Below are 23,732 nucleotides of genomic sequence, written 5' to 3' on the forward strand. Positions count from 1 at the left end.
ACGCCGACCGGCCTGCACCCCGTGCCGCACGCCGGCCGGCGTCCGTTGATGTGACCACCCGCTGACGCCGGGACCCGTCGGCCCCCACGCCGGGGCCCGCCCACGGCGGCGCGCCTCCAGACAGGGGTCGTAGCGGACCCGCCGGTTTCGACATCCGGCGGTGAGGAATCTCAGCGCCGCCCGCGTACCTGCCGTTTCGGGGCGGGTCCGGAACCGAGCGAGGCCCGGTCGGCGGCGGAGGTGCCCGACGACCAGCCGTCGGCGTCGCGGATGGTGAGCCGCCCCCGTACGACGCCGGGGAAGAGCGTGTCGAGGCGTTCGCGTACCGCCTCGGCGCGGGTGGCGAGCACCGGCAGCAGCCGCTCCGGCCCGGCCTGCGCCGTCGCCTCCCGGTCGGCCGCGTCGGTGGCGGCCCGCAGCCGCTCGCCGATCCGCAGCGCGAACGCGTTGAGGAAGGACTCGTCGTAGTCCCGGGTGCGCCGGCCGGTGCCCTTGGCCCGCCGTTCGCCCCGGCCGCGCAGCATCGCGGTGGTGGCCTGCACCAGCAGCGAGGTGTGGAGCAGCTCGACCGCCTCCAGATCGGCGGGCCAGCCCAGCACGGTGGTGAACCCGAGGCCGTCGGACCAGACCGCCTCGCAGCGGTTCGCCGCCGCCACCTCCTGCGCCAGCAGCGCCTTCGCGCCCGCGTACGGGGGCTCGGTGCCGAGGCGCACCCCGCCGGGGCGGTCGGCGGGCTCGGCGACGCCGGCCAGCAGCGCCTGGTCGATGCTGTGCCGGGCGATCAACTCCTGGGCCTTGCCGGTCAGCGCCTCCGCCTCGGCCGGGTAGGTGGTCGACTCCGCCTTCGCCAGCAGCGCCCGTACCCGGTCGAGCATCCGGGATCCGCCGTGCGACCCGCCGTTCGTGACGCCCGTCGACGGCGCGCCGGGCGGCGGGCGCAGCACGGCGACCGGCGGGAGCCCCTCGACCATGGCCAGGGCGTCGACCGCCGCCCGCAGCGCGGTGAACCGGTCGGACCCGACGCGGTTCGCCCAGGCGGTCAGGTGGCCCTCGTCGGCGTCCCACCACACCCCGGCGCCGAGGTCGCGCAGCTGGTCGTCCCACCACGACGGCACCGGCCCGGCCAGGTCGCGGCGGTGCGCGGCCAGCGCGTCGGTGACCAGCCCCGCCGCCCGGGGGCCGAGGCGGCGGGCGGCGAGCCGGCCGAGATCCACCGGCTGCCAGCCGTGCCGCGCCAGCCACCCCACGCCGAGGGCGAGGCGGCGCAGCAGGGCGGCGTCCACCGTGCCCACGCCGTCCGCGGCGCCCGTGCCGATCATCAGCCGGTCCAGCTGCCGCTCCGCGAGGCGTACGTCGGTGCCGCGTACCGCCGCGAGCGCGTCGCTGACCAGTTCCTCCGCGTCCGGCACGGCCGTGTCCTCCCGGAGTCTGCTGTTCCCGCCCCGGGAGACGATCGTCGCCCGCCCGCCGAAGGTACCCGCGGGCCCGCCCGCCGTCCGCCGGTCGTGACCGGAGCCACCGGAACCGTACGGCACGACCGTCCCGTCGCGGGGACTTCCGCATGCTTCGGCCGCCATCGGGTAGTTCGACACCGACGCGAGCGATGCGAGGTGATGAGATGGCGGGAGTGCCGGTGAGCCGCGCCGCCGCGCCCGATCTTCGCCGGTCGGTCCTCGCCGCCGCGGTCGTCGGCGTGGCCGTGATGGCGGCCGTCGACGAGATCGTCTTTCACCAGATCCTCGGCTGGCACCACTTCTACGACCGGTCCACCCTCTCCGTCGGGCTGCTCTCCGACGGGTTGCTGCACTCGGCCGAGCTGATCGCCCTGGTCGGCGGCTTCTTCTGGTACGCCGACCTGCGCCGCCGGGGCGCCCTGCTGCCCCGGGCCGCCTGGGGCGGGTTCCTGCTCGGCGCGGGGGCGTTCCAGCTCTTCGACGGCATCGTCGACCACAAGGTGCTGCGGCTGCACCAGATCCGCTACGGGGTGCACCTGCTCCCGTACGACGTGGTGTGGAACGCGGCGGCGGTGGTGCTGTTGCTGCTCGGCGCGTGGGTGACCTGGCGGGTGCGCTCCCGCCACGGCCGCGACGTGCCGTGACGGCGCTCGCGCACACCGGTGCCGCCGCCGGGCCGGACCCGCTGCCGCTCGCGGCGGTCGCGGTGCTCGCCGCCGGCTACCTGCTCGCCGTGTCCCGGGACCGGCGCGGCTGGCGTCGCCGCCGTACGGTCGTCTGGCTGGCCGGCTGCGCGGTGCTCGCGGTCGCCCTCGGCCCGCTGGTGGCCGGCCCCGGCGATCCGCGCGTGCACATGGCGCAGCACCTGCTGCTCGGCATGGTCGCGCCGCTCGCGCTGGCCCTCGGCGCGCCGGTGACCCTGCTGCTGCGGGTCGTGCCGCCGCCGGTCGGCCGCCGGGTGGGCCGGCTCCTGCGCGCCAGGCCGGTGCACGTGCTCGCCCATCCGGTGACGGCGGCGCTGCTCAGCACCGGTGGGCTGGCACTGGTGCTGCTCACGCCGCTCTACGCGGCGGCCGAGCGCAACCCCGTGCTGCACCACGCCCTGCACGTGCACTACCTCGCCGCCGGCTACCTCCTCGCCTGGTCGGTGGCCGGCCCCGACCCGGCGCCGCGTCGGCCGCGCCCGGCGGTGCGGGCCGGCGCGCTGCTCGCCGCCGGGGCGGGGCACGCCGTGCTGGCCAAGTACCTCTACGCGCACGCCGCGACCCTGCCGCCCGGGCTGCCCGACCGGGACGTCGAGGCGCTGCGCGCGGCGGCCCGGTTGATGTACTACGGCGGCGACGTCGCCGAACTTCTGCTCGCCACCGCCCTGTTCGCCGCCTGGTACCACCGGCGCTGGCCGGCGCGCTCCGCCGCAACCCCACCGTCCGGTCCGGTGCCGGGCCGCGAGCCCGCCGCGCTCAGCCGGTGTACGCGTTCCCGGCCGTCAACCGCAGCGTGAACCCGTCGTCGTCGCGCTGCCAGGTCACGTGGTTGCAGGACTGGTAGGTGATCCAGAGCCCGAGCCCGCCCGGTGCGCCGTTGGACGCGGGGAGCAGCCCGCAGAACGGGTCGCCCGGCCCGTCGCCGGCATCGCTGACCGTCGCCACGATGCGCTCGTCGCCGGCCCAGACGCGCAGCCGGACCGGCGGCCTGCCGTGGCGCAGCGCGTTGGTGACGATCTCGCTGACGGCGACGACCAGATCCTCCACCTCGTCGACCGGCACCTGACCCTGGTCGACCTTGTGCACGGCGGCGCGCGCCTCGGCCGCCGTCGGGTCGGTCAGCTCGACGGCCGGCGGCCGCGCCTGGAGGGGGTCGGGCACGACCGGAAGGTCCTGCCGCAGGTAGTCCCGCGGCGGCGTCCAGGCCGGGCTCGGCACGTGCCGCCCGTCGGCGGTGGCGAAGCGCGGGTGCGTCCGGGCCACGTCGGCCAGCACCGCCGACGGCGTGGTGCGGGTGTCGTACGCGCACATGCTCCACAGTGGGAAGTCGTCGTACGCGTGGTTGATCGCCGACTCGTAGCGGGCCCACCAGTCCCAGGTCGCGCCGAACGAACCGGGCGGCATCTCGCCGATTATCCGGATCTGGCCGGCGCCGGCGGCCACCTGCTCGGCGAGCAGCTCGCGGTAGGAGCGGATGGCGGCGGCGGGCCGGGAGTAGAGGTCGCCACCGGGCAGGAACTCGACCTTGCACCCGACCGGCAGCGCCGAGCGGACCAGCCCGCCGGTGCGCTCGCCCAGCGCGACGAAGGTCGGCTCGCCCGCGTCGGCGCCGCCGAGCAGGAACGGCACCACCACCGCGAGCAACTCGTCGTCGGAGCCGTAGCGGACGGCCTCGTGGTAGTAGCCCTGGTGCTGGGCGGCCGCGCCCGTCCTCACGGCGTGACCTCCACCCGGATCGCGGGCAGTTGCAGCAGGCCGACCAGGCGGGCGGTGGCCGAGCGGGGCGTACGCAGCACGGCGGTCGCGCCGCGCCGGTGCGCGTACTCGGCCAGGAGGCTCAGGGCGCGGTGGTCCAGGAAGCGCAGGTTGGCCGCAGACAGCACCAGCTCACCGTCGACGGGGTGCAGGTCGGCGCGGTCCAGGGCGGTGCGGAACAGCTCGTGGTTCGACATGTCCAGCTCTCCGGCCAGCGCTGCGTGCCCGTCCTCGGGCGCCACCGCGTACAACCGGAACAGCAGGTCGTCGACGTTGCTCTGCGGATGCATGCAGGCCAGCTCCGTGACCGTCCGGTCGCCCAGCCTCGGCCGGTGGTAGGCGCACACGGCCTTGAACGGCCCGGTGCGCATGTAGCGGTCGATGAGGTGCTCGTAGCGGGTGAAGACGTCGAGCTGGGCCGGGGTGCGGACCAGCTCGGTGGCCTCCGCGACGACCCGCAGCCCGGTGTGCCCGGCGGCCAGCGCCTCGTCCGTCGCGGTCGCGTAGGCCGCGACCTGCGCCACCGGGTCGACGACGTGGTCGGGCGAGTAGGTCGACATCAGGGGGACCACCGCCGCGGCGCCCCGGCGCGCGGCGTCGGTGAAGCCCGGCAGGGCGCGCAGCCGTTCGGCCGCCAGGTCCGAGGGGCGCGGCGTCACATACCAGAAGCGCTCGCCGGCGGCGAGGCTCGCGGCGAGGTGCCGCTCCGTCTGCTCGGCGAGGGCCTCCGGATCGTCGTACGACCAGCAGAGATGACCGCCCGGCGCCCCGCGCCGTGCCCCGCTGCTCATGCCGGTTCCCTCACGCACCCAGTGTAGGCCGCCCGGTGACCCACCCCGCCCCGCGAGCACCCCTGACCACGTCGATCGTGCAGTCGTGGTGGGTGTGCAGAACACCCGGAAGGGATCCGAACGGGCACCACGACCGCACGATCGCCCGGGTGGGAGTCAGGTGGGAGTCAGGTGGGGGTCAGGTGGGGGTCAGGTGTTCGGAGCGGGGGAAGGACGCCCAGATGTTCTTGGTGGTGCTGGTGGCGTACCAGCCGACGTCCAGGGAGAGGGCGCGGGCCAGCTCCAGGCCGCGCCCGCCGTCGCCGGTGGGCCGCGCCTCGGCGAGCTGGGGCAGGGAACCCAGGTCGTGGTCGGCGACGTCGAGGATCAGGTAGTCGTCGGTGGCGAGCAGCCGGACGATGGTCGGCGGGATCCCGTGGCGCAGGGCGTTCGTGGCCAGCTCCGTCGCGATCAACGCCACCAGCTCGGGGACCTCCGCCAGGGCCTCACCCTCGCCGAGCACGTCGCCGGTCAGCTCCTCGTGCAGGGACGCGCGCAGGCTGCGCAGGTCCGCCGCCTCCGACAGGGTCCACCGGCGCAGCTCAACGGCCTGCGGTGGGGGTGGGGAACTGCTCAGCTGGCCCATGGTCTGGTTCTACCCGATCTCCTGCCGGCTCACGCCAGGGCGCGTCGGTCAGCGCACCGGATCGTGGGTGCCCCGCGGCACCCCGGGGCGGCAGCGGCGCACCCGCGCGGCGGCCAGCCGTCCGCCCACCGCCAGCCCGTGCCGCTCCACCGCCGCCAGCCCGTACGCGCCGCAGGTCGGAGTGAACCGGCAGCGCCCCGGCCAGTGCGGCGACAGCCACCGGCGGTAGCCCCGGATCGCCGCCACCCCCGCCCGGTCCAGCGCCGGCACCCGGGTCGCCGCCGCCGTCGCCGAGCCGAGCGTCAACAGGGTGGAGAACAGCCCCAGGTCGCAGCAGTCGCAGCACCCGTCGGGGTTCTTCGACTTCGACATGAGCCGCTGCTGCCGGCGGTTCTCGCGGGCCGTCTCGCGGAGGCGTCTGAACACGGACCGATCATCGGCCAGTGCGGCGACCGGCGCGCCTCCGCCCCCCCCGGCGCCGGCGCGACCCGCCCCTGACGGCATGCCGGGCGACGGTCGCGGGTAGTGCACAGGCAACGACCGAGAGGAGAACGCCGTGCCCAGCACCACGATGCCGATGCTCGAGACGTACCCGAAGTCGATCAACCTGGACCGGGCGAAGCTGGCCGCCGTCATCGACGCGCTGAACACCTGCGCCCAGGCCTGCACGGCCTGCGCCGACGCCTGCCTCAGCGAGGACATGGTCGCCGAGCTGACGAAGTGCGTACGGACGAACCTGGACTGCGCGGACGTCTGCACGACGACCGCCCGGGTGCTGTCCCGGCACACCGGCTACGACGCCAACATCAGCCGCAGCCTGCTGGAGGCCTGCGCCACGGCCTGCAGGTCCTGCGGCGACGAGTGTGCCGGCCACGCGGGCATGCACGAGCACTGCCGGGTCTGCGCCGACGCCTGCCGGGCGTGCGAGCGGGCCTGCCGCGAGCTGCTCGCCACCATGAGCTGACCCGCCCGGGGCCGGCCGACGTGGGCCGGCCGCGCGAGGTTGCCGGCGTCCCACCCGGAACGCCGGCTTTCTTCGGTCTCCGGATTGACCACCATATACCCGAGGGGGGTATATGGTGGTCGGGAGGAGGCGACCATGTCCCACGACCCGCGCCACGAGCACCCTGACCCTCGGCCGCTTGGCCCGGCACCGGGTGGGCCACCCGCTGCGAGGCACGCGGACGGGCTCCCCGGCCATGAGGAGCGCGCCGCCGACGCGGACGGGTCGGTCGGGCGCGCCCAGGGACCCACCGGGCACGGCGAGCACGCCGGGCGCGGTGCTGGCGGGCACGCCGGGCATGGCGGCGGGCACGACAAGCACGCCGGGCACGACCCGGAGATGTTCCGCCGCAAGTTCTGGTTGAGCCTGGCGCTCACCGTGCCGATCGTGCTGACCAGCGAGATGGTGATGGACTGGTTCGGCTACCGGCTGGAGTTCCCCGGCGTGACGTGGGTCGGCCCGGTCCTCGGCACGGTCGTCTTCCTCTACGGCGGCTGGCCGTTCCTCCTCGGCGCGGTACGGGAGGTGCGTGACCGGGCGCCCGGCATGATGCTGCTCATCGCGATGGCCATCACGGTGGCGTACGTGGCCTCGGCGGCGACCGCGCTGGGCGTCTTCGACCTGGACTTCTGGTGGGAGCTCGCGGCCCTGGTCACGATCATGCTGCTGGGGCACTGGCAGGAGATGAAGGCGATCGGGCAGGCGCAGGGCGCGCTGTCCGCCCTGGCGGCGCTGCTGCCGGACGACGCGGAGCGGGTGACGGCGGACGGCGGCGTCGAGCGGGTGTCCGTGGCGGACCTGCGGGTCGACGACCTGGTGCTGGTCCGGCCCGGTGCCCGGGTGCCGGCCGACGGCCGGATCACCGAGGGCGGCGCCGAACTGGACGAGTCCATGGTCACCGGCGAGTCGCGGCCGGTCTCGCGGGACGTCGGGGACCGGGTCGTCGCCGGGACGGTGGCCACCGACGCGGCGATCCGGGTGCGCGTCGAGGCGGTCGGCGAGGACACCGCGCTGGCCGGGATCCAACGCCTGGTCTCCCAGGCCCAGCAGTCCAGCGGTCGCGCGCAGGTGCTCGCCGACCGCTTCGCCGCCTGGCTGTTCTACGTGGCGACCGTGGTGGCCCTGGCGACCCTGGTGACCTGGGCCGTGCTCGGCGACCCCGGCGACGCCGTGGTGCGTACCGTCACCGTGCTCGTGATCGCCTGCCCGCACGCGCTCGGCCTGGCCATCCCGCTGGTGATCGCGCTGTCGACCGCCGTGGCGGCCAAGGGCGGGATCCTGGTCAAGGACCGGCTGGCGTTGGAGCGGATGCGCACGGTCGACGCGGTGCTGTTCGACAAGACGGGCACCCTGACCCGGGGCGAGCACGTGGTGTCGGGGGTGGCGGCCACGGGGGGCGGCGACGAGGACGAGGTGCTCGCCCTGGCCGCGGCCGTGGAGGCGGACAGCGAGCATCCGCTGGCCCGGGCCATCGTGGCCGCCGGGGCCGAGCGCGGCGGGGCGCGGCGGGCGACGGGGTTCCGCTCGCTGACCGGGCGCGGCGTCCGCGCCGAGGTCGACGGCGTGGCGTACGCCGTGGGCGGGCCCGCCCTGCTCCGCGAGCTGCGCGCGCAGGTGCCGGACGACCTGGCCGGGCGGCAGGCCGACTGGTCGCGGCGGGGCGCGGCGGTGCTGCACCTGCTGCGCCTCGACGGCGACGCGGCCAGCGTGCTCGGCGCCCTCGCGCTGGAGGACCAGGTCCGCCCCGAGGCCCGGGCGGCGATCGCCGAGCTGCGGCAGCAGGGCGTCGGCAAGATCGTGATGATCACGGGCGACGCCCGGCCGGTCGCCGAGGCGGTGGCCGCCGACCTCGGCTTCCGGCCCGGCGTGGACGAGGTCTTCGCCGAGGTACTGCCCGCCGACAAGGACGACGCGGTGGCCGACCTGCAACGGCGGGGGCTGCGGGTGGCGATGGTCGGCGACGGGGTGAACGACGCCCCCGCCCTGGCCCGCGCCGACGTGGGCATCGCCATCGGCGCCGGCACCGACGTGGCGATCGAGTCCGCCGGGGTGGTGCTCGCCTCCTCCGACCCGCGCGGCGTCACCGGCGTGATCCGGCTGTCCCGGGCCTCGTACCGGAAGATGATCCAGAACCTGGCCTGGGCGGCCGGTTACAACGTCGTCGCCCTTCCGCTGGCGGCTGGCGTGCTGGCGTGGGCCGGGGTGACGCTCAGCCCGGCGGTCGGGGCGATCCTGATGTCCGCCTCGACGATCGTGGTGGCGCTCAACGCGCAGCTGCTGCGCGGCGTACGCCTGCGTCCCGTGGACGATTGAGGAAGCACGCCGAACAACTGGATTGTATTGACAAGAAAATTTGTCGGTGCGACGCTGTGGTCATGTTCGACATCGCAGTGATCGAGGACCCGGCGGCGGCCGAGGCGTCGCTGGACCCGATGCGGGCCCGGCTGCTGGCCGCGCTCGCCGAGCCGGCCTCGGCGACGATGCTCGCCGCCCGTGTCGGCCTGCCCCGGCAGAAGGTCAACTACCACCTCCGGGCGCTGGAGCAGCACGGCCTTGTCGAGCTGGTGGAGGAGCGCCGCAAGGGCAACGTGACCGAGCGGGTCATGCGGGCGACGGCGGCGTCGTACGTGATCTCGCCCGCGGCCCTCGCCGCCGTGCGGCCCGATCCGGCGCAGTCGCCCGACCGGCTGTCGGCGCGGTGGCTGCTGGCGCTGGCGGCCCGCCTGGTGCAGGACGTCGGCGCGCTCATCACCGGCGCCGAGCGCGCGAAGCAGCGGGTGGCCACGTTCGCCGTCGACGGCACCGTCCGGTTCGCCTCCGCGCGCGACCGGGCGGCGTTCGCCGAGGAACTGGCGGCCACCGTCACCGCCCTGGTCGGCAGGTACCACGACGAGAACGCCCCCGGCGGCCGTGAGCACCGGGTGGTGGTCGCCCTGCACCCCAGCGCCGACCCCGAAGACACGACCGCGAACGAGGAGCACTGACATGGGGCACCACTTCGAGCTGCGCAAGGACGTCGAGCTGGCCGCCACGCCCGAGCAGGTGTGGGAGGCCATCGCCACCGGGCCGGGCATCGACTCCTGGTTCATGGGCCGCAGCGAGGTCGAGCCGGGCGAGGGTGGCCGTACGCGCCTGACGCTGGCCGGGCACGTCGAGGAGGCGACGATCACCGCGTGGGAGCCCGGCAAGCGGCTCGCCGACCGCACCGAGCCGGCCCCGGACGGCACGTTCATGGCCTTGGAATACCTCATCGAGGGCCGCGAGCGGGGCAGTACGACCCTGCGGCTCGTGCAGAGTGGCGTCCTCGGGGACAACTGGGAGACCGAGTACGCGGCCATGGCGGTCGGCTGGGACATGTACCTCGGGACGCTGGCCGCGTACCTCGCCCACTTCTCCGGCCGGACCGCGACCCCCGTCTCGGCGTTCCGCCCGAGCGTCGGCGGCGCGGACCGGGCGTGGGCGGCCGTGACCGACGCCTTCGGCGTCGCCGGTCCGCTGGCCGAGGGCGACCGCGTCCGGTTCACCGTCGCGGGCCTGCCGCCGATCGAGGGCGTCGTCGACCTGGCCGGCCTCCCGACCTACGTCGGTGTCCGCACCCCCGACGCGCTCTACCGCTTCCTGCACTCCGGTGCCGAGCGGGGCGACGCCCTGGTCCTCGGCCACCACGTCTTCGCCGTCGGGCAGGACCCGACCCAGGCCGAGCGGGCCTGGCAGGACTGGCTGAACGCCCTGCCCCTCGGCTGATCCGCAGGCGGGCCGGCCCGCCTGCGGATGTCCGCACGTGGTCAGGGGGGCGAGGACGAGGCGTCCGCGCAGGCCGCCTACGGCGAGGCGTTCGTGGGCGACGTCGACCTGGTCCAGCGGCAGGGTGTCCGCCACGCGCATACTGAGCCGTCCCGCGCCCGCCAGCGCGGCCAGCTCGGTCAACCGCGCGCCGTCGGCGGACACCTCCGGCGCGCACGGGGGTGTGGCCTGGGCGACACACACGACGGTGGCTTGTTGCATCAGTTTGGCAATTGCGGAATGCTGGCGTTAGTGGCCGGTTGTCCCGGCACCTCAGATCCAGGACGCCGGCCCGGCACCCCACCCGGGCGGTCGTGCGACGAACAGACCCGGGAGCATGTCATGCGTACGCGTGTGTCCAAGCGCGTGACGGCGGTTGCCGTCGCCGGCGTCCTCGCCCTGACCGCCTGCTCGTCGGCGACGACCACGTCGACGGGCGCCGGTGGCGGCACTCTCGTCGTGGCGACGGCGGGTGAGCCGGACGCGCTGAACCCGGTGCTGAACTTCGGGGTCGACGGGGGCTCCCTGATCTTCGACGGGCTGGTCGCCCGCGACGCCCGCAACGAGCTGGTGCCGGCCCTGGCCCGCGAGCTGCCGACCGTGTCGGCGGACGGCAGGACGGTCACCGCGAAGCTGCGCGAGGGCGTGCTGTTCCACGACGGCAGCCCGTTCACCGCGCAGGACGTGGTCTTCACCTACCAGGCGGTGCTGGACCCGAAGGTCGACTCCACGCTCCGCTCCGACCTGGACATGCTCGCCTCGGTCGCCGCGCCCGACCCGTCGACCGTGGTCTTCACCCTCAAGTACGCCTACGCGCCGTTCGCGCAGCGGCTGGCCCTCGGGATCGTGCCGGCCAAGGCGCTGACGGGGCAGGACATCAACAAGGCCGAGTTCAACCGCAAGCCGGTGGGCACCGGCCCGTACCGCGTGACGTCGTGGACGCCGGGCGACCGGCTGGTGCTCGCCGCCAACGAGAGCTACTGGGGCGGCAGGCCCGCCAACAGCGGCGTGGTGGTGGCGTTCGTCGCCGACGACAACGTACGCGCGCAGCGGATGCGGGCGGGGGAGTTCGACGCCGCGGAGTTGGCGCCGAAGCTGGCCACCGGCTTCGACGGGCAGGCCGGCTACCGGGTGCAGCGGGTGCCCACCGCCGACTACCGGGGCGTGATGCTGCCGATGGGCAACCCGGTCACCGCCGACCTCGCCGTGCGGCGGGCGCTGAACGCCGCGGTGGACCGGGCGGCGATGGTCACCGGGCTGCTCGGCGGGGCGGGCGAGCCCGCGTTCGGGCCGGTCCCGCCGACGTCGGAGTTCGCCGAGCCCTCGATCGTCGGCAAACCCGCCGCCGACCCGGCCGCCGCGACCGCCGCCCTCGACGCCGCCGGCTGGAAGCCGGGCCCGGACGGCATCCGCGTCCGCGACGGCCGGCAGGCGGCGTTCGCCCTGATGTACCCGGCCACGGACAGCCTCCGCAAGGAACTCGCGCTCGCGGTGACCGCCGACGCGAAGAAGGTCGGCATCAAGATCACCCCCGAGGGGCTGACCTGGGACGCGATCACCCCCCGGATGAAGAGCGACGCGCTGGTCATGGGCTACGGCACCCCGTACGACCCGGACTTCGTCTCCTACAAGCTGTTCGGTTCCGCCTTCGCCGGCCAGGGCTTCTTCAACCCCGGCTCCTACCGGTCCCCGGTGGCGGACAAGGCGTTGCAGGACGGCCGCGCCAACGCCGACCCGGCCGCCCGCAAGGCCGCGTACGCCACGTTCCAGAAGCAGCTCGCCACCGACATGCCGTGGGTGTTCCTCACCTACCTCCAGCACACCTACGTGGTGAAGGACGGGCTCGCCGGGGTGACCCCACGGGTGGAGCCGCACGAGCACGACGTCGCCAACAGCCTCTGGTGGAACATCCACACCTGGACGAGGAAGTCGTGACGACCTCCGCCCCGACAGCCGCACCGGCGAAGGCCACCGCCCGGCGCCGGACGCGCCGGATGGCCGGAGCCGGCAAGGTCGTCCGCCGGCGGCTGCTGGTGGCCGTACCCATCCTCGCCGCCACCAGCGTCGGCATGTTCGCCCTCGGCGCGGCCTCGCCCATCGACCCCGCCCAGCAGTACGCGGGCGCGGCGGCGTTCACCACCAGCGAGGAGAACCTGGCGCAGATCCGCGCCAACTGGGGCGTCGACGACCCCCTGCCCGTGCAGTACCTGCGCTGGGTGGGCAACCTGCTCCAGGGCGACCTGGGCTGGTCCACCAGCCGCCACGAACCGGTCACCTCCGTGCTCGCCGCCCGCGCCGGCTGGACCCTGCTGCTCGTCGGCGCCGCGCTCGCCCTCGTCCTCGTGGCGAGCCTGCTGCTGGGCACGCTGGCCGCGTACCGGCGCGGCGGCTGGTTCGACCGGGCGCTGCGCGCCACCGCGTACGCCGTGCAGTCGATGCCCGTGTTCTGGATCGGGCTGGCCGCGATCGCCCTGTTCGCCCTCACCCTCGGGTGGCTGCCGGCGGGCGGGCTCACCGACATCACCGCCACCGGCACCGACCCCGCCGACGTGGCCCGGCACCTGATCCTGCCGGTGGGTGTGCTGGCCGTCGCCCAGACGCCGTGGTTCGTGCTGTTCATCCGGGACGCCGTCGCCGACAGCCTCCGCGACGACCACGTCCTCGCCGCCCGGGCGCGGGGGCTGCCGGGCCGTACGGTCCTGTTCGGCCACGCCCTGCGTACCGCGCTGCTGCCCTTCCTCACCCTCGTGGGCACCCACCTGCCGGAGCTGATCGGCGGGGCCGTCCTGGTGGAGACCGTGTTCTCCCTGCCCGGCCTCGGCGCGGTGACCGTCCAGGGCGCGCTGGGCAGCGACTTCCCGCTGCTGGCCGCCACGACCCTGGCCACCACCGTCGTGGTGCTGGCCGCGAACCTGGGCACCGACCTCGCCTACGCCGCCGCCGATCCACGGGTACGCCTCGATGACTGACCTCGCCCTGCCCGCCCGGACCCGGCGGCCGAAGCTCCGTACGGGCCGCGCCGGTGCCGCCGTCGCCTGGGCCGTGCTCGTCGGCGCGGGCCTGGCCTGCCTCCTCGCCCCCGTGCTCTGGCCGCTCGACGAGAGCGCCGTGGACCTGGCCCGGACCCGGCTCGCGCCCTCCTGGACGCACCCGGCCGGCACGGACGACCTGGGTCGCGACGTGGCCCACCGCAGCCTGTACGGCCTGCGGGTCTCGCTGCTCGTCGGCGCGGTCGCCGCGCTCGTCGCCACCGTGATCGGCGGCCTCGTCGGCGCGGTGGCCGGCACCCTGGGCGGCTGGGTCGACCGGGTGCTGATGCGGGTGGTCGACACCATCGCGGCGCTGCCGCACCTGCTGCTGGGCATCTTCATCGTCGCGATGCTGCGCCCGAGCCTGGGCGCGGTGATCCTGTCGATCGGGCTGACGCACTGGCTCTCCACCGCCCGCATCGTCCGCTCGGAGCTGCTCAGCCTGCGTACCCGGCCGTTCATCGACGCCGCGATCTCCGGCGGCGCCAGCCGCACCCGGGTGATCACCCGGCACCTGCTCCCGCACGTGCTGCCCCGGCTGGCGCTGGCCACCACGCTGATGGTGCCGCACGCCGTCTGGCACGAGACCGCGCTCTCCTTCCTCGGTCTCGGCCTGCCCCCGCACCTGGCCTCGATCGGCAACATGATCAATGACGGGCAGCGGTCCCTGCTCACCGGCGCCTGGTGGGCCAGCATCGTGCCCGGCCTGCTCCTCGTCGTCGTCACGCTGGCCCTGGCCGCCCTCACCGGCCGCTGGCGCGACCGCCTCGACCCGCGCGTACGAGCGGAGCTGAACCTGTGACCACCACCCCCGGCACCGTCGACCCGGCCGGCATCGTCGACCCCACGGGCACCGTCGAGCCGGCCGCCATCACCGAGCCGGCCGACTCCGGCGGCACGCGTGGTGTCGGCGCCGGCGGTCGGCCCGGCCTGCTGGAGGTCGACGGGCTGACCGTCCGCTTCCAGCTCCGCGACGCCGTGGTGCAGGCCGTCACCGACCTGCACCTGACCGTCCACCCGGGCGAACTGCTGGCGGTGGTCGGGGAGTCGGGCTGCGGCAAGTCGGTGCTCGCGCACGCCCTGCTCGGCCTGCTCCCCGGCAACGCCACGGTCACCGGTCAGGCCCGCCTGCACCGGCCCACCGGGGAGCGGGTCGACCTCACCGGCGCCTCCGAGCGCCAGCTCGCCCGCGTCGTACGCGGCCGCGCCGTCGGGCTGGTGCCGCAGAGCCCCGCCACCGCGCTGACCCCCGTACGGACGGGCCGGCGACTGCTGGAGGAGACCCTGCGCGCCCACGGGCACACCCGGCCCGCGGCACCCGCGGCGGCCGAGCGGGTCGCCGCCGAGGTGGGTCTCGACCCCGCCGACCTCGACCGCTATCCCCACGAACTCTCCGGCGGCATGGCCCAGCGCCTGGCCACCGCCCTCGCCCTCGCTCCCGACCCGCCGCTGCTGCTCGCCGACGAGCCCACCACGGGCCTCGACCGGCCCCTGGTCGACCACACCCTCGACCTGCTGCGCAGCCGCTGCGACGCCGGCGGGGCCGTCCTGCTCATCACCCACGACCTGGCCGCCGCCCGCCGGGTCGCGGACACGGTCGCCGTCATGTACGCCAGCCGCATCGTGGAACGGCGGCCGACGGCCGAGTTGTTCGCCGCGCCCGCCCACCCGTACACCGCAGGTCTGCTCGACGCCCTGCCCGAACGGGCCTTCCGGCCCGTCCCCGGCCACCCGCCGATGCTCACCGACCTGCCGCCCGGCTGCGCCTTCGCCCCGCGCTGCGAGCGCGCCACCGACGTCTGCCGCACCCCGCCCGCGCCCCCGGCGGGCGGACCGGGCAGAGTCGCCTGCCACCACCCGCTGACCCTCGGAGCGCCGGCATGACCAGCACCGCCGGAGCGCGGCATGATCAGCACCGCCGGAACGCCGGCATGACCAGCACCGCCGGAGCGCCGGCATGACCAGCACCGCGCTCGCGGCCCACGGGGTCGCCGTCTCCTACGGCGGCCGGCGCGTCCTCGACGGCGTCGACCTGCGCGTCGCCCCCGGTGAGACGGTCGGCCTGCGCGGGCCGTCGGGCAGCGGCAAGTCCACCCTCGCCCGGGTGCTCGCCCTGCTGCACGCCCCCGAGGCCGGGCACGTCACCCTCGACGGTCAGCGGGTGGCAGGGGCCCGGCACCGGCTGCCCGCCGGCGTCCGTACGCGCGTCGCGATCCTGTTCCAGAGCCCCCGCGCGGCCACCGACCCCCGGCTGGGCCTCGCCGACATCATCGCCGAGCCGCTGCGCGCCACCGGCACCCCCGACGAGCAGGCGCGCGCCCGGGCGGCGGAGCTGGCCGACCTCGTCGGCCTCACGCCCGACCTGCTCGCCCGCCGTCCGCACGCGGTCAGCGACGGGCAGCTGCAACGCGCCTGCCTCGCCCGCGCGCTCGTGCACCGGCCCGACTACCTGCTCTGCGACGAGGCCACCGCCATGCTCGACGCATCCACCCAGGCGCACCTCGCGGCCGTCATCACCGACTACCAGCGGCAGCACGCCGCCGGGGTCCTGCTCATCACCCACGACCCGGCGCTGATGGCCCGCTGGGCGACCCGCGTGGTCGACCTGCCGGCCGCCGCGTAGCCCCGACCGGCCGCCCCGCCGACCGCCTTCGCCGACCGTCCCTGATGGTGTTCGTCACCGTGACTTCCGGGGCGGCCGGCGGCTAGGGTGACGCTGCCGTGGTGTTCGGGAAGCCGGTGCAAGACCGGTGCGGCCCTCGCCACTGTGATCGGGAAGTTCGCGGCCCTCGTCGTAAGAGGTCACTGGGCGTCAAGCCTGGGAAGGCCGGCCACGGACGCATTTCCCGTCAGCCAGGAGACCGGCCACGGCACTGCGATGACCCGTCCACGAGGTGTTGGAAGGCGGTCCCGATGCGCGTGCGCGCAGTGCGGTCCACCCTGTCCCGGCGCGTTGCCGCGCCCCTGTCCGTCCTCGTCGTCCTGCTCGGCGCCTGCGCCACGGACGACCCGGCCACGCCGCCGCCAGCCGCCGCCCCGGTCACGCTGACCAACTGCGGTACGCCGGTCACCGTCGCCGCCCCGCCCGAGCGGGCGGTCACCCTGAACCAGCCCGCCACCGAGATCATGCTGGCCCTCGGCCTCGCCGACCGCATGGCCGGCACGGCGTACCTGGACGACGCGATCCTGCCCGAGCACGCCGCCGCGTACGCCGCCGTGCCGGTGCTGTCGGACAGGTACCCGGCGAAGGAGAAGCTGCTGGAGGCGGCGCCCGACTTCGTCTACGCCTCGTTCCACAGTGCCTTCGGCGACGAGGGCGTCGGCGACCGCGCGGCGCTGGCGGGGCTCGGCATCGGCACGTACCTCTCGCCGGCCGGATGCCCGAAGCAGCACCGGCCGGCGAGGCTGACCGTCGAGGACGTGTTCGCCGAGATCCGGGACGTCGCGGCCGTCTTCGGGGTGCCGGAGCGGGCCGAGAAGCTCATCGCCGACCAGCGCTCCCGGATCGCCACGGCCGCCGCCCGGATCGGCGGCGCGCGGGACGTCTCCGTGCTCTGGTGGGACGCCGGCACCGACGCCCCGAGCGTCGGGGCCTGCTGCGGCGGCCCCAACATGATCATGTCGGCGGTCGGGGTGCGCAACGCGTTCGGCGACCTCACCGGCGGCTGGGCCGACACCAGCTGGGAGGCGGTCGTGGACCGTGATCCCCACGCGATCGTGCTGGTCGACGCGGGCTGGGACACGGCCGCCGCGAAGCGGACCTTCCTGGCCCGGCACCCCACCCTGAAGGACCTGCCGGCGGTGGCCGGGCAACGCTTCGTCGTCATCCCGTTCTCGTCCACCTCCGCCGGTGTACGCGTCGTGCTCGGCGTCGAGGCGCTCGCCGCGGGCGTGGCGCAGCTCCCCGCCGGGGCGGACCGCTGACCGCCGTGGCCCGCCGCGCCGCCGCCGACCCGACCCGTACCGCCGCCGCCCCGGCCCGGCCCGACGTCCCCGGAGGCCGGCGTCACGCAGGGTTCCGCGCAGCGCACCCGGTGGGCCTGGCGGCGCTGCTGGTGGCCCTGCTGGCGGGCCTGGTCGTGTCGATCGGCGTGGCCGTCACCATCGGACCGGCCGACGTCCCCGTGTCGACCGTCTGGTCGGTCCTGGCCGACCGCCTGGGGCTTCCGCACGCCGAGGTGCCCCTGCTGCGCGAGCACATCGTCTGGCGGCTGCGCCTGCCCCGGGTGCTCGGGGCCGCGGCGGTGGGGGGCGGGCTGGCGGCCGTCGGCGCGGTCATGCAGACCGTCACCCGCAACCCGCTGGCCGACCCGTACCTGCTCGGGGTCTCCTCCGGGGCGTCGCTCGGCGCGGTCGCGGTGCTCGTCCTGGGCTTCGGCAGCGGGGCCGTAGCGCTCACCGGGGGCGCCTTCACCGGGGCGCTGGCCGCGTTCGCGGTGGTGGCCGCGGTGGCCGGCCGGCGGGCCGCGCTGGCCCCCACCCGGGTTGTGCTGGCCGGCGTGGCCGTCGCGCAGCTCTGTGGGGCGGCGACCTCGTTCGTCATCATCTGGGTCGCCGACCCGCACGCCACCCAGAGCATCACCTTCTGGCTCTCCGGCTCGCTGGCCCGCGTCGACTGGGCCGCCCTGGCCTGGGCCGCGCCGGTCCTGGCCGCCGCGCTCGCCCTGATGGCGGCGTACGCCCGCACGCTCAACGCGTTCGCCTTCGGCGAGGACGCCGCGGCGACCCTCGGCGTCCCCGTCGCCCGGGTGCGGTGGCTGCTGTTGGTCGCCACCGCGCTGCTCACCGCGGCGCTGGTCGCCGTCAGCGGCGCGGTGGGCTTCGTCGGGCTGATCCTGCCGCACGCCGCCCGGTTCCTGACCGGGGCGGACCACCGGCGCCTGCTGCCCGTCGCCGTCCTCGCCGGGGCGATCTTCCTGGTCTGGGTGGACACCGCCGCGCGGACCCTGTTCGCGCCCCGGGAACTGCCGGTCGGCGTGCTGACGGCGCTGCTCGGGGTGCCCGCCTTCGTGGTGCTGCTGCACCGCCGGAAGGTGCGTGGCTGATGCTCGCCGTCACCGGCGTGTCCTGGTCCGCCGCGGCCCGGCGGATCCTCGACGACGTCACCTGCGTGGTGCCGGCGGGCAGCCTCGTCGGGCTGCTCGGCCCCAACGGCTGCGGCAAGACCACCCTGCTGCGCATCGTCGCCCGGCTCGCCGCGCCGGACGCCGGGCTGGTCACGGTCGGCGGCGACGACGTCGCCACCCTGCCCCGGGTCACGCTGGCCCGCCGTGCCGCGCTGCTCGCCCAGCACGCCGACACGGACCTGGACCTCACCGTCGGCGAGGTGGTGCTGCTCGGTCGTACGCCCCACCGTGGCTCGCGCTGGTCCGACAGCGCCGCCGACCGCGCCGCTGCGGCGGACGCGCTGGCCCGGGTGGACCTGGCCGGGTACGCCGACCGCCGCTGGCACACCCTCTCCGGCGGGGAGCGGCAGCGGGTGCAGTTGGCCCGTGCCCTGGCCCAGCAACCGCTGCTGCTGTTGCTCGACGAGCCCACCAACCACCTCGACATCGGCCACCAGTTGCACCTGCTGCACCTGGTCCGCCGCTCGGGGGTCACCACGCTGGCCGCGCTGCACGACCTCAACCTGGCCGCCATGTTCTGCGACGCGGTGGTCGTACTGGCCGCCGGGCGGGTCGTCGCCGCCGGTACGCCCGCCGAGGTCCTCACCCCCGGGCTGCTCGCCGACGTCTACGGGGTACGGGCCGACGTCGCGGCGCACCCGGCCACCGGACGGCCCGCCATCACCTACCACCCGCCCGCGCCATGACCGTCGTCCGGCTGAGACGCCCTCAGCCGGGCCCCCGCTCGCCGGCCCGACCGTCGCCGGGAACGGCGGGACCGGCGGAACCATCAGGACCGGCGGAACCATCAGGACCATCAGGACCGGCGGGACCGGCGCGGCCGGCGGCGGCGAGGAAGGCGTTGTAGCGGGCCAGGTCGTCCGGCTCGCCGCTGGCGTCGGCCCGGGCGGCGGCCCGGTCCAGGCGGTCCTGTTCCCGCCGGTCGGCGCGGACCCACTGGCGGACCAGCACCACCAGCACGACCGCGGCGGGGATCTCCCCGAACGCCCAGGCGATGCCCGCGCCCAGCCGCTGGTCCTCCATGAGCGACGACGCCCAGTCGGGGTGGACGGCGACGTACCAGTCCGGGGCGATGAGGGTGGTGGTCTGCATCAGTACGAGGCCGAAGAAGCCGTGCGCCATCATCGACGCGAGGTGGATGATCACCAGGAGCGGGTGGGCGAGCCTCGGCCGGCCCGGGTCGACCCCGATGAGCACCCAGAACAGCAGGTACCCGGCGAGCACGAAGTGCGTGAGCATGGCCAGGTGACCGAGGTGGGAGCGCATCAGCGTGCCGAGCAGGTCGCTGAGGTAGAGGCCGAAGAGGCTGCCCGCGTAGATGCCCAGCGCGACCAGGGGATGGGTGAGCAGCTTCGCGGGCCGGCTGTGCAGCGCCAGCAGCAGCCACTCCCGGGCGCCGCGCACCTGCGGGTCGGTGGGGCGACGCAGGGCGCGCAGCGCGAGGGTGACCGGGGCGCCGCCGACGAGCAGGATCGGCACCAGCATCGACAGCACCATGTGCTGCACCATGTGGGCGCTGAACAGCACGTACGCGTAGCGGGCCACGCCCAGGTTGGTGACGGCGGCCAGCAGCAGCACCCCGGCCAGCCAGCTCGCCGTACGGGCGGGCGGCCAGCGGTGCCCGGCCCGGTGCAGCCGCCACACCCCGGCCAGGTAGCCGCCGACGCCGAGCACGGTGAGGGTCAGGAAGAACATGTCCGGCAGCGGCTGACCCAGCAGGCGCTCCGGGGTCGGCGCGGCGGGCATCGGGAAGCCCAGCAGCTCGGTGATCGGGTCGGCGTCGAGGGGGTCCTGCGTCACCGGGGTGGGGCTGCGGGACAGCGCCACGGCCAGCCCGACGGTGGCGGCGAACACGACCACCTCGCCGGCGGCCAGCCGGGCGAACGCGCCCCGCCGACCCGCGCGCAGGGCCGGCAGGGTCCGCGACCGGTGCCACGCGCCGAGGGTGCCCAGGACCGCCAGGGCGGCGAGCTTGCCGAGGACCAGCCAGCCGTACCGGGACTGCCAGAGCTGGTCCACGTCGCCGAGGCGTACGGCGGCGTTGACCGACCCGCTCACCGCGACGGCCACGAAGCAGCCCAGGGCGAGGCGGCCGTACCGGTCGGCGGCGTCGGCGAGCTGCCGGCTGCGCCGCACCATCAGCAGCGCCACCAGCCCGCCGACCCAGAGGGCGGCGGCGAGCACGTGCAGGGCGAGGCTGGAGACAGCGATCTGGTGGTTGCCGGCCCCGGCGGCGTGCCCGGTGAAGGCGGGCGGCAGCACCCCGACCAGCGCGATCAACGCCGTCGCGGCGGCGAGGCCGCGCGAGACGCCCGCCCGGGCCAGCACCGCCACCGCCAGCCCCGCCTGGAGCAGCAGCGCCTGCCCCTGCGAGATCGAGGTGGCGAAGCTGACCACGGTGGCGACGCCGAGGCGGTCCACGGGGACGCCGAGCAGGTCCGAGACCGTCAGCACGATCAGCGCCACCGAGGCCACCGCCCAGCCCGCGGCCGCCGCGCCCGCGCGGCGCAGCAGCAGCCAGCCGTACGCCGAGACGCTGCGCCCGTCGCCCGGCAGCAGGAAGGCCGCCGTCACCAGCATCCCGACCGTCAGGGTGGCGAGGGCGTCGGCGAGCAGCCGGACCACGGGCAGCGCCCACGCCGTGACGGGCCCCGGATCCGGCAGCCCGGGGATCGCGACCGCGAGCGCGTCGCCGGCCCGCAGCCCGAGCAGGAGTACGGCCACCGCCGACGCCAGGGCCGCGACGGGCACGAGGATCCCGCCACGGCCCCGGGCGCGGGTGCCAGGCGGGCGGGCGACCGCCCCGGCGTCGCCCGCCACGCGGTCGGTGCCCCGGACCCGGGCGGGCTGGGCGGGGCGGGAGGTGGTGTCTGGCACGTCGGTGTCCCTTTGGTGTGCGCGGAAGGAGGTGGCGCCCGGCGCCACGCGGCGCTGCCCCGGTGCGTCGGGGCCGGGGAGCGCCGCCGGTCAGCGGGTCCGGCGGCGTCGCAGCAGCAGCGCGACCCCGCCGACGACGGCGACCAGGCCCCCGGCGGCCACCAGCGCGACGACGCCCGTACCGGAACCGCCGGGGCCGGTCGCGGCGGCGGGGCCGGTCGCGGCGGCGGCGGATTCGGCGGGAGGTGGCGCGGCGGCCGGTGCGGCGGTCGGGCCGCCGGCGGTGTCGGCGCCACCGGCGACGGTGAAGGTGTACGACCCCTGCACGGGATGCCCGTCGGCGGAGACGATCCGGTAGGCGACGGTGTAGGTGCCCTCGCCCAGCGTCTCGCCGACCGTCACCGTGCCCTTCGTCCCGTCGACGGCCGGCGCCCCGGTGGGGATCTTCCGCCGGGCGGCGTCGGACAGCGCGATGGTGGTGAAGGTCGGGTCGAGCCGCTGCGCGAACTCCAGCGTGACCCGCGTCGGCGGCGTCGTCAGGCGGTCGCCGTCGGCGGGGCTGGCTGCCCGCAGCGTGTTGTGCGCGGCGGCCGGGGCGGCCGGTACGAGCAGCAGCGCGGCGGCGACCAGCGCGGCGGCGACGAGGGTCGGGCGGCGGGGCCGGGTGTGCATGTCTGGTGCTTCTCCTCGTGGGTGGTGGTCAGCCGAGCAGCTGTTGGCCGATCCAGCCGCCCTCCGGGCAGCCGGGCGGTACGGCGAAGACGGCGGAGCCGATCGGGGTGGTCCACTCGTTGAGCAGGTCCCGCTCGGCGAGGCGCCGCTGGATGGGAAGGAACTGGCGGGCGACGTCGGCCTGGTACGAGGCGAAGATCAGGCCGCTGTCGGCGTGCCCCTCGGCGGTGGGTACGCCGTCGTAGTTGTAGGGGCGGCGCAGGATCTTCAGCCGGTCGTCGCCGACGTGGGCGCGGGTGAGGTGGGAGAAGTCGGGGATGACGGTCAGGCCGTCGGGGCCGGTGGCGGCGAAGTCGGGCACGTCGTGCTCGGCGGCGCCGGTGAGCGGGGCGCCGGTGTCGAGGCGGCGGCCGACGGCCAGTTCCCGGTCGGTGCGGCCGAGCAGGTCCCAGGTCTCCAGGTTCATGCTGATCCGGCGGACGACCAGGGTGGTGCCGTCGCGCAGCCACGCCGGCCCGTCGGGCACCCACACGGCGCTCTCCAGCGGGCCGCCCGGCCTCGGGTTGGCGGTGCCGTCGAGCTGACCGAACAGGTTGCGCTGGGTACGCCCGCCCGGTTCGACACCCGCGCCGCGCCGGAAGCCCTGCTGCACCCACCGCACGGTCGTGAAGGGCCGGCTGTCCTTGACCAGGACCCGCTGGGCGTGGGCGACGGTGAGCGGGTCGTCGGCGCAGATCTGGAGCAGCAGGTCGCCGCCGGACCAGCGGGGCTGGAGCCGGTCGACGCGGAACGACGGCAGGGCGGCCACGGACGCCGGCCGGCGCTCGTCGAGCCCGGCGGCGGCGTACAGGCCGGGACCGAAGCCGAAGGTGACGGTCAGCCGGGCGGGCAGCAACCCGAGTTCGGGCTCGGTGTCGGCGAGGGCGGGGCGGCCCCGGGTGAGGCGGGCGGCGTCGTCGGTGAGCAGGCGCAGCATCCGCCCCAGCGCCGCCCGGTCGGTGCCCGGCCGCAAGGTGAACGCGACGAACGCCGCGTACGCCTGCGGTTCCGTGGCGACGCCGGCCTGCCGGGGACCGTGGAACGGCTCGACCGCGTCGCCGATCCGGGCCGCCGCGACCGGCTCCGCGGTCCGTACGCCCGGCTCGCCGGAACGGGCGGCGGCGAGCGCGGCGGCGACGGCGAGGGACCCGCCGGCCGCCAGGGCCCCGCCGGTGAGCAGGCCGCGTCTGCTCACCGGCCGCGCGGTCGACGGACCCGTCACGACGCCGGGCCCGCGCCCGCCCCCGGGGCGCCGTGACCGGGGGCGTAGCTCTCCTGCGCGCCGGTGAACGGCTTGGCCACCGCCGTGAACGACTGGGTGCGGCCGTCGGCGAACGTCAGCGTGAAGCTCACCTGGTCACCGGCGCGCACCGGCTGCCGCAGGTCCATCAGCATCAGGTGGTCGCCGCCGGGCTCCAGCGCGTGCGAGCTCCTCGCCCTGACCACGATGCCGCCCTGCTTGGCCCGCATCACCATCCGCCCGTCCCGCATGGCCATCTCGTGCAGCTCCATCGGCGACACGTCGGTGGTGGCGCCCGTGACGGTCACGTCGGTGTCGCCGTCGTTGACCAGCGTGCCGAACGCGGCGGTCATCCCCGCGTCGGCGGCCTTGACCCACGGGTCCCGGACGCCGAGCACTCCCGCCGGGGCGCTCGCCGACGCCCCGGCGTCCAGCGACACCGACGGGCCCGGCGCGGCGGACGGGGAGCCGTCCGACGACCCGCAGCCGGCCGCCCCGCCGGCCAGCAGGGCGGCGGTGGCGAGGAGCGCGGTCGCGCGGCGGCGCGGGCCGGTGGACAGGGTCGGGCGCATCGGGCAGGTCCCTTCGGTTGGTCGTACGACGTCCGGTTGGTCGGCCGGCGGGGCGGGGGAGT

General features: G+C 75.9%; 23 protein-coding genes, 1 pseudogene and 1 riboswitch. Of the genes and pseudogenes, 14 read left to right on the plus strand and 10 right to left on the minus strand.

Annotation, left to right across the window (positions count from 1 at the left end; translation table 11 throughout):
- Window positions 1-170: 170 nt before the first annotated feature.
- Window positions 171-1,409, minus strand: a complete 1,239-nt coding sequence (locus CLT72_RS25395; protein ID WP_101415379.1) for a DUF2786 domain-containing protein — start codon at window positions 1,407-1,409, stop codon at window positions 171-173.
- A gap of 209 nt (window positions 1,410-1,618) precedes the next feature.
- Between CLT72_RS25395 and CLT72_RS25400 the strand changes: the two genes are divergently transcribed.
- Together CLT72_RS25400 and CLT72_RS25405 are read left to right on the plus strand one after the other, a co-directional pair.
- A complete protein-coding gene (locus tag CLT72_RS25400) occupies window positions 1,619-2,098 on the plus strand; it encodes a DUF2243 domain-containing protein (RefSeq protein WP_101413918.1) in 480 nt (159 codons plus the stop codon).
- The gene (locus CLT72_RS25405; protein ID WP_101413919.1) at window positions 2,095-2,955 is read left to right on the plus strand and encodes a cytochrome c oxidase assembly protein; all 861 of its coding nucleotides are present in this window, start codon (window positions 2,095-2,097) and stop codon (window positions 2,953-2,955) included. The genes CLT72_RS25400 and CLT72_RS25405 overlap by 4 nt, the downstream gene beginning before the upstream one ends.
- On the opposite strand, the gene CLT72_RS25410 is transcribed toward CLT72_RS25405, so the two are convergent.
- From CLT72_RS25410 to yidD, 4 genes are all read right to left on the minus strand, one after another.
- Window positions 2,915-3,874: a sensor histidine kinase gene (locus CLT72_RS25410; RefSeq protein ID WP_101413920.1), complete on the minus strand. Its 960-nt coding sequence runs from the start codon at window positions 3,872-3,874 to the stop codon at window positions 2,915-2,917. The two genes, CLT72_RS25405 and CLT72_RS25410, sit on opposite strands and share 41 nt — an antisense overlap.
- Complete coding sequence (locus CLT72_RS25415; protein ID WP_101413921.1) at window positions 3,871-4,704, minus strand: MEDS domain-containing protein; 834 nt, start codon at window positions 4,702-4,704, stop codon at window positions 3,871-3,873. The genes CLT72_RS25410 and CLT72_RS25415 overlap by 4 nt, the downstream gene beginning before the upstream one ends.
- A 178-nt stretch (window positions 4,705-4,882) precedes the next feature.
- Window positions 4,883-5,329: an ATP-binding protein gene (locus CLT72_RS25420; protein ID WP_089002261.1), complete on the minus strand. Its 447-nt coding sequence runs from the start codon at window positions 5,327-5,329 to the stop codon at window positions 4,883-4,885.
- Between the two features lie 48 nt (window positions 5,330-5,377).
- Window positions 5,378-5,755, minus strand: a complete 378-nt coding sequence (gene yidD / locus CLT72_RS25425) for a membrane protein insertion efficiency factor YidD (protein ID WP_250100754.1) — start codon at window positions 5,753-5,755, stop codon at window positions 5,378-5,380.
- 130 nt (window positions 5,756-5,885) lie between these two features.
- On the opposite strand from yidD, the gene CLT72_RS25430 reads away from it, so the two are divergent.
- The 4 genes from CLT72_RS25430 to CLT72_RS25445 all read left to right on the plus strand — a co-directional run bounded on the left by CLT72_RS25430 (window position 5,886) and on the right by CLT72_RS25445 (window position 10,076).
- Window positions 5,886-6,293, plus strand: a complete 408-nt coding sequence (locus CLT72_RS25430) for a four-helix bundle copper-binding protein (protein WP_250100755.1) — start codon at window positions 5,886-5,888, stop codon at window positions 6,291-6,293.
- Between the two features lie 135 nt (window positions 6,294-6,428).
- Window positions 6,429-8,645: a copper-translocating P-type ATPase gene (locus CLT72_RS25435; RefSeq protein ID WP_250100756.1), complete on the plus strand. Its 2,217-nt coding sequence runs from the start codon at window positions 6,429-6,431 to the stop codon at window positions 8,643-8,645.
- 62 nt (window positions 8,646-8,707) lie between these two features.
- Window positions 8,708-9,316, plus strand: a complete 609-nt coding sequence (locus CLT72_RS25440) for an ArsR/SmtB family transcription factor (RefSeq protein ID WP_199184641.1) — start codon at window positions 8,708-8,710, stop codon at window positions 9,314-9,316.
- 1 nt (window position 9,317) lies between these two features.
- A complete protein-coding gene (locus CLT72_RS25445) occupies window positions 9,318-10,076 on the plus strand; it encodes an SRPBCC family protein (RefSeq protein WP_101413923.1) in 759 nt (252 codons plus the stop codon).
- 63 nt (window positions 10,077-10,139) lie between these two features.
- Here the strand turns inward: CLT72_RS25445 and CLT72_RS25450 are convergent.
- Window positions 10,140-10,337 (minus strand): annotated as a pseudogene (locus CLT72_RS25450) (zinc-binding dehydrogenase); the annotation flags it as partial.
- Window positions 10,338-10,457: 120 nt separating this feature from the next.
- Between CLT72_RS25450 and CLT72_RS25455 the strand changes: the two are divergent.
- The 8 genes from CLT72_RS25455 (at window position 10,458) to CLT72_RS25490 (ending at window position 18,956) form a co-directional block, all read left to right on the plus strand.
- Window positions 10,458-12,050, plus strand: a complete 1,593-nt coding sequence (locus CLT72_RS25455; RefSeq protein ID WP_101413924.1) for an ABC transporter substrate-binding protein — start codon at window positions 10,458-10,460, stop codon at window positions 12,048-12,050.
- Window positions 12,047-13,084 (plus strand): ABC transporter permease, encoded by a 1,038-nt coding sequence (locus CLT72_RS25460; protein WP_250100759.1) that lies wholly within the window; start codon window positions 12,047-12,049, stop codon window positions 13,082-13,084. Before CLT72_RS25455 ends, CLT72_RS25460 begins: the two co-directional genes overlap by 4 nt.
- Window positions 13,077-13,946 carry an ABC transporter permease gene (locus CLT72_RS25465; RefSeq protein ID WP_101413925.1) on the plus strand — a complete coding sequence of 290 codons (870 nt, stop codon included), beginning with the start codon at window positions 13,077-13,079 and terminating at the stop codon, window positions 13,944-13,946. The genes CLT72_RS25460 and CLT72_RS25465 overlap by 8 nt, the downstream gene beginning before the upstream one ends.
- Window positions 13,943-15,028, plus strand: coding sequence for an ABC transporter ATP-binding protein (locus CLT72_RS25470; RefSeq protein ID WP_486484326.1), 1,086 nt, complete (start codon window positions 13,943-13,945; stop codon window positions 15,026-15,028). Before CLT72_RS25465 ends, CLT72_RS25470 begins: the two co-directional genes overlap by 4 nt.
- Window positions 15,029-15,101: 73 nt before the next feature.
- Complete coding sequence (locus CLT72_RS25475; protein WP_101413926.1) at window positions 15,102-15,767, plus strand: ABC transporter ATP-binding protein; 666 nt, start codon at window positions 15,102-15,104, stop codon at window positions 15,765-15,767.
- A gap of 82 nt (window positions 15,768-15,849) precedes the next feature.
- Window positions 15,850-16,028: riboswitch (cobalamin riboswitch) on the plus strand.
- Between the two features lie 29 nt (window positions 16,029-16,057).
- Entirely contained in the window at window positions 16,058-17,068 is a 1,011-nt protein-coding gene (locus CLT72_RS25480) for an ABC transporter substrate-binding protein (protein ID WP_101413927.1), read from the plus strand.
- Between the two features lie 5 nt (window positions 17,069-17,073).
- Window positions 17,074-18,189, plus strand: coding sequence for a FecCD family ABC transporter permease (locus CLT72_RS25485; RefSeq protein ID WP_486484327.1), 1,116 nt, complete (start codon window positions 17,074-17,076; stop codon window positions 18,187-18,189).
- Entirely contained in the window at window positions 18,189-18,956 is a 768-nt protein-coding gene (locus CLT72_RS25490) for an ABC transporter ATP-binding protein (protein WP_101413928.1), read from the plus strand. Before CLT72_RS25485 ends, CLT72_RS25490 begins: the two co-directional genes overlap by 1 nt.
- Before the next feature lie 22 nt (window positions 18,957-18,978).
- Here the strand turns inward: CLT72_RS25490 and CLT72_RS25495 are convergent, their stop codons facing one another.
- The 4 genes from CLT72_RS25495 to CLT72_RS25510 all read right to left on the minus strand — a co-directional run bounded on the left by CLT72_RS25495 (window position 18,979) and on the right by CLT72_RS25510 (window position 23,670).
- Complete coding sequence (locus CLT72_RS25495; RefSeq protein WP_486484328.1) at window positions 18,979-21,147, minus strand: bifunctional copper resistance protein CopD/cytochrome c oxidase assembly protein; 2,169 nt, start codon at window positions 21,145-21,147, stop codon at window positions 18,979-18,981.
- Between the two features lie 90 nt (window positions 21,148-21,237).
- The gene (locus CLT72_RS25500) at window positions 21,238-21,819 is read right to left on the minus strand and encodes a copper resistance CopC family protein (protein WP_101413929.1); all 582 of its coding nucleotides are present in this window, start codon (window positions 21,817-21,819) and stop codon (window positions 21,238-21,240) included.
- A gap of 28 nt (window positions 21,820-21,847) precedes the next feature.
- Window positions 21,848-23,053: a Dyp-type peroxidase gene (locus tag CLT72_RS25505; protein WP_374208830.1), complete on the minus strand. Its 1,206-nt coding sequence runs from the start codon at window positions 23,051-23,053 to the stop codon at window positions 21,848-21,850.
- Between the two features lie 23 nt (window positions 23,054-23,076).
- A complete protein-coding gene (locus CLT72_RS25510; RefSeq protein ID WP_101413931.1) occupies window positions 23,077-23,670 on the minus strand; it encodes a copper chaperone PCu(A)C in 594 nt (197 codons plus the stop codon).
- Between the last annotated feature and the right edge of the window lie 62 nt (window positions 23,671-23,732).

The organism is Micromonospora sp. CNZ309, from assembly GCF_002846525.1.

Coding starts and splice junctions, on each gene's coding strand:
- CLT72_RS25400 (WP_101413918.1), top strand. CDS start 1,619: ATGGCGGGAGTGCCGGTGAGCCGCGCCGCCGCGCCCGATCTTCGCCGG.
- CLT72_RS25415 (WP_101413921.1), bottom strand. CDS start 4,704: ATGAGCAGCGGGGCACGGCGCGGGGCGCCGGGCGGTCATCTCTGCTGG.
- CLT72_RS25420 (WP_089002261.1), bottom strand. CDS start 5,329: ATGGGCCAGCTGAGCAGTTCCCCACCCCCACCGCAGGCCGTTGAGCTG.
- CLT72_RS25435 (WP_250100756.1), top strand. CDS start 6,429: ATGTCCCACGACCCGCGCCACGAGCACCCTGACCCTCGGCCGCTTGGC.
- CLT72_RS25440 (WP_199184641.1), top strand. CDS start 8,708: ATGTTCGACATCGCAGTGATCGAGGACCCGGCGGCGGCCGAGGCGTCG.
- CLT72_RS25445 (WP_101413923.1), top strand. CDS start 9,318: ATGGGGCACCACTTCGAGCTGCGCAAGGACGTCGAGCTGGCCGCCACG.
- CLT72_RS25455 (WP_101413924.1), top strand. CDS start 10,458: ATGCGTACGCGTGTGTCCAAGCGCGTGACGGCGGTTGCCGTCGCCGGC.
- CLT72_RS25465 (WP_101413925.1), top strand. CDS start 13,077: ATGACTGACCTCGCCCTGCCCGCCCGGACCCGGCGGCCGAAGCTCCGT.
- CLT72_RS25475 (WP_101413926.1), top strand. CDS start 15,102: ATGACCAGCACCGCGCTCGCGGCCCACGGGGTCGCCGTCTCCTACGGC.
- CLT72_RS25480 (WP_101413927.1), top strand. CDS start 16,058: ATGCGCGTGCGCGCAGTGCGGTCCACCCTGTCCCGGCGCGTTGCCGCG.
- CLT72_RS25490 (WP_101413928.1), top strand. CDS start 18,189: ATGCTCGCCGTCACCGGCGTGTCCTGGTCCGCCGCGGCCCGGCGGATC.
- CLT72_RS25500 (WP_101413929.1), bottom strand. CDS start 21,819: ATGCACACCCGGCCCCGCCGCCCGACCCTCGTCGCCGCCGCGCTGGTC.
- CLT72_RS25510 (WP_101413931.1), bottom strand. CDS start 23,670: ATGCGCCCGACCCTGTCCACCGGCCCGCGCCGCCGCGCGACCGCGCTC.